The organism is Bradyrhizobium retamae, assembly GCF_001440415.1.
GTDB lineage: Bacteria > Pseudomonadota > Alphaproteobacteria > Rhizobiales > Xanthobacteraceae > Bradyrhizobium > Bradyrhizobium retamae.
In genome coordinates this window covers 1-4,298 of the sequence record NZ_LLYA01000044.1, presented here as the reverse complement: position 1 = coordinate 4,298, position 4,298 = coordinate 1, and the positions used below count along the sequence as shown (strand labels likewise).

General features: G+C 55.3%; 2 protein-coding genes. One reads left to right on the top strand and one right to left on the bottom strand.

Annotation, left to right across the window (positions count from 1 at the left end):
- Window positions 1-1,148: 1,148 nt before the first annotated feature.
- Complete coding sequence (locus CQ13_RS42650; RefSeq protein ID WP_156433561.1) at window positions 1,149-2,792, top strand: porin; 1,644 nt, start codon at window positions 1,149-1,151, stop codon at window positions 2,790-2,792.
- A gap of 251 nt (window positions 2,793-3,043) precedes the next feature.
- Here CQ13_RS42650 and CQ13_RS07390 read toward each other — a convergent pair whose 3' ends face one another.
- Window positions 3,044-4,021: a LysR family transcriptional regulator gene (locus CQ13_RS07390; protein WP_057842347.1), complete on the bottom strand. Its 978-nt coding sequence runs from the start codon at window positions 4,019-4,021 to the stop codon at window positions 3,044-3,046.
- Window positions 4,022-4,298: the final 277 nt, after the last annotated feature.

Sequence of the window (4,298 nt, the reverse complement as noted above, 5' to 3'; positions counted from 1 at the left end):
GCTGTCAGGCAGAAACTCCACTTATCGACATGTTCAAATTTGCGGAGCCGGCTCTCTTCGGCGGTGGCTCGGGAGGCGACCGATGGTGGTGATGTTTGTCGTGATCGTGATGATGCCGCTCGTGCTCGTGGTGCGGATCGTCATGATGGTGGTGCTCACGTCCACTGCCTTCGTTTAAGTGGCCTGACTTTTCTCTCCAGTGGTCCTACCGCCAGCAACTTGGTGTCCTGACTCTCAGCAGGGCTACTGCCGGCCCTTCGTTCTGGGTTAGGCCAATCCGTCGGCATGGTATGTCAGGGTTCCCATCCTTGGCTTGGTTTCCCCTTAGCGCAAATTAAAATTGCGACAATGCCGCCGGAGGAACCAGATCAAGTCGTTAGTGCGCTTGGGACAACGTCTCGAAATGCAGCGACCGAAATTAAGAACGCGTTCTGTACGATGCGTGCAGAACTATTCCTTTGGCTTTGGGTCCGGCCGGTCCGGTGACCCTGATTCTGCTAGAGGATGCGTCGTTCTAAAGCCCGCCGACGATACCAACATTCCTCTCACGCTCGCGAACAGGCGACCAGCCAGTATCGTCTCGAGCGCTAAGATTTCGCGCGTCTTGATCAGGTAATGGCCACTCCGTGGCACTCAACGACCTGCAGAGCCGTTCGAACAAATCCATCGCCAAATCAAAACGGTCCATCGCATTAGTTGATGTCTGTCACCGGCCTATTGCTTCCCACCGATACTGCGTCGGCACAAACAAGTTCCGGACTAAGGAGAGGGCATGGGATTTCGAACTAAGTGCGCTGGCTTGCATCGTTACGGCTTCGTGCAGATTGAATTGACCGCCAGCGTTATTCGTCCTCATCGAATTGCGAGCACCCTGATTGATCCCCGTGCGAGCCGACCGTGCAGAAGGCGGACGGTAATTTTACGCGCTCGCCTCGTTGTTGAGCGTCGGCATCAGGCCTGAACACGCGCGTTTCTCCACGGGCGAGACTAATCCGTTGCCACGACAACAGCCAGTAACGGGCGCCGTCTGTCAGGCCGATCCCAGAATCAGCGCGTCTCTCCCTCGTTAGCTGGGCACGACGCGTTACGGCCTAACACGGACATCTACGACTTCTCTCGTCCTACGTGAAAAACATAGGGGTCTATGTTTGCGTACTTATGTGGGGGTTTCAGTGCTAAAAAAGTCGGTCGGACCAATATCTACCCGAGATGAATCTAATCTTGCGCGGCAGCGGCCGTCCGATAGATTGATGGTATCGCGATGGATCGTGACTGGCGCCTTGGTTGGTTGTGCAATCTCGTATTCACCCTCCGTCGGTCATGCCGAGTCATCGGACGATCTAAGGCAAGAGCTGAAACGTCTTCAGGCTCGCGTTCATTCACTTGAAGCGAACGAGCAAACTGGCGCGCGCGCCGATCGCGCGGCGGCTAAGGCGGCGAGACTGGCGCAAAAGGAGGCAGAAGAGGCGAGGGCACGCGCGGAGGAGGCGCGAGTTCAGGCGGAGGCTGCTCGTGCGAAGGCGCAAGCAGCGCAGAAGGGAGCAGATCCGCTGCAAGGAAGCTTCCCTGGCAGCATGCGAATTCCGGGAACTGATACGTCCTTTAAGCTGTACGGACATGCAAAGCTCAATGTTTACGGAGATCTCGGGCCGCGCAACAGATCTGATACAGTTACGGTTCCGTCTATTCCGCTATCACGTGGAGCGCTGGCGGCTCGAACGCCAGGAGATGTTGCTGTTAGCGGTCGGTATTCTCGATTGGGTCTTGATGTGAGGACGCCGATTAGCGAAGGCTTTGGAACTGTTCGTAACGTCCTTGAGGTCGATTTCGCGGGGCAGTTGTCCGATCCTACGACACAGGCAATTGCATCGAGCTACACTACAAGGCTTAGGCTAGCGTTTGCAGAATTCGGCAAAACTGATGGTTGGGGGTCCATAATTGCAGGGCAAGCCTGGTCGCTCTACGACGATGCCACACTGAACCCGCTTCGTAGCGTTTCTGATTGGTCGACGCCGGCAACCACTATCGTGCGCCAAGGAGCGATTCAGTATAGCAAGAGCATTGGATCCACGACGTTTAGTGTGGGCTTGGAGAACACATATAGTGACGTCACAAGCACCGTTGGAACGGGCTATCCCGATTCGAATGGTGGCGCGGGTTTTACCCTGAGTGGGGTTCCAGATCTTACAGCGAGAGCCCTCTGGCGTGGCGAAAGCGGGTCGTTCGCTCTGAGGGGCATGATGCGGAATATCGAGATCAACAATGGCGCCGGGAGGCTTACTCAACGATATGACGCGTCGACTTTGGGCTATGGCATTGGCGCGAGCGGGTCGCTCTACCTTTTAGACGGTCGTCTGGCGCTATTTGCGACGGCAAACTATGGACCAGGCATCGGTCGTTATCTCAGCATGGTCAGTCCAGGATTTGGTGCCGTAACGAACTTTGGCTTGCCCGGTGTAACTGCCCAAACAGCTACAATTGATACGGTAACGGCGATGGCTGGCGTTGTTGGCGTGCAGTACAAGTTCCTTCCAAATCTTCAGAGCAACGCCTTTGTCGCAGCCGGCAACCTTAACTATCCCGATTATGTCAACCAATTCACGACAACTTCCAGTGCGATCAACAGGAGCTTGTGGGCCGCGAGTGTCAATCTGATCTACAGCCCCGTGCCATCGATTGACCTCGGTATTGAGTATCTGCATGGATCGCGCAATCTGTTGGTTCCCGACGGGAACGGGGTTGTGGGTGGAACGGCCGACCGTATTCAAAGCATGGTGCTCGTTCGCTTCTAGCCACAAGGGTGCTTGAGCATCGCTGGCTGAGCGCACAACAGAAACGCTTTCTTACGAGAGGGCGTCACTGACAATGATAAGCTATGGGGTGTCAATGAAGAGCAGCAACAAGAGTTTAGTGTCGTCCAGAAAGAGCGATAAGCGAAACGTCCGCTCCTTGCAGCAAGCTGATATTCGACAACCAGATTGATGGCGCTACCGCAACACACTATGTGCCGCTAGTAATAGCGATATTCGTTGGATGTTGATTGTCAGGCCTCTTTCAAAGACGACCGGCCTCGTGCGAGGCCGTTACAGGTGCCGTCGATCGCCTCATGCGATACTAAGCGGCTTCCGGAAGGGCGGCCTTTACAAAGGCGGACTAGCCAACGGCAAAAAGCACGAGCGATTTCGGGATTGTCACTCCGATCGACCGCATACGCCCGATATTGCATGCCGCTGGCAGTACGTGATCCTGGTATCACGTGCAGAACGCCCCCGCGCACCAGATCGCTGACAATAATTTCGGGCGCTACCAGAAGGCATTTTCCGGTCATGACCGCTGGCAGAGCAAGATAATTGTGATCATATCGCGCCCCCGACTTTATGTCTTTAGAGGTCAGGCTCATCGCCCTCAGCCATGTGGGCAGTATGTCGGGCCGGGACGTGATGTTCAGAATCGGCATTGAGCGAACAACTGAGAGGCTCTTGCCACTTGCGTGATTTGGAGAGCCCACACAGACGAGTTGCTCGTTGTAGATTTCCCAATCGTCGGCCGGTTCGATGACGGAAAGGTCGCGTGTAATCAAGATGTCGAAATCATCGGAGGATGTCGGCATGGACAGCGAACTGGTCACATCCACGATTACGCCGCCCGTCTCAGCGGAGAATGCTTGGAGATTCGGAATAAGAAACGAGTAGGCGAAGGTCGAAAGCGACGTGCGGACCACAAGCCGATTGGCGTCCGGGCGAGTCCGCCGGCGCATTCTCTTAGCGGTGAAGCACACTGTATCTAGCGGTTCGGCGACTGTGTTCGCAAAAAGCCTTCCGAATTCCGTCAATTCGCTCCGCCTACCGCGTCGTTCGATGAGGTCTGTACCCAGATATTCTTGCAGCACGGCCAGGTAGCGGCTGATGGAGCTCTGTGTCGCTCCCAAAGCGCTAGCCGCACGCGTTACGCTTCCTTCTCGCGCGATCGCCACGAACACCCGGATCGCGTTGAGGGGCACTGCATCATTTTCGATAGCCATCTTCTATTCCGATAGGTTCTGGGACCTGCCAGTTTTCACCGGAAGGGCCATTGCCAAGAATGGATATTCCATCACATTAGTCGATGTTTACCGCCGGATTACTGCTTTCTCGACGGTATATCGCGCTCAAAAAGTGAGTCACGGCCCGATAAGATCGGTCGATGGCCTTAATAGTTGAGCTGATTTCCCCCGCGTTCCCCATAGGGCGCATCTCAAACGCGCCCTAGGAGCCTGTCCCAGTAATGGACTTGGGATCAAGCGAAGCGAGTTCTGAAGG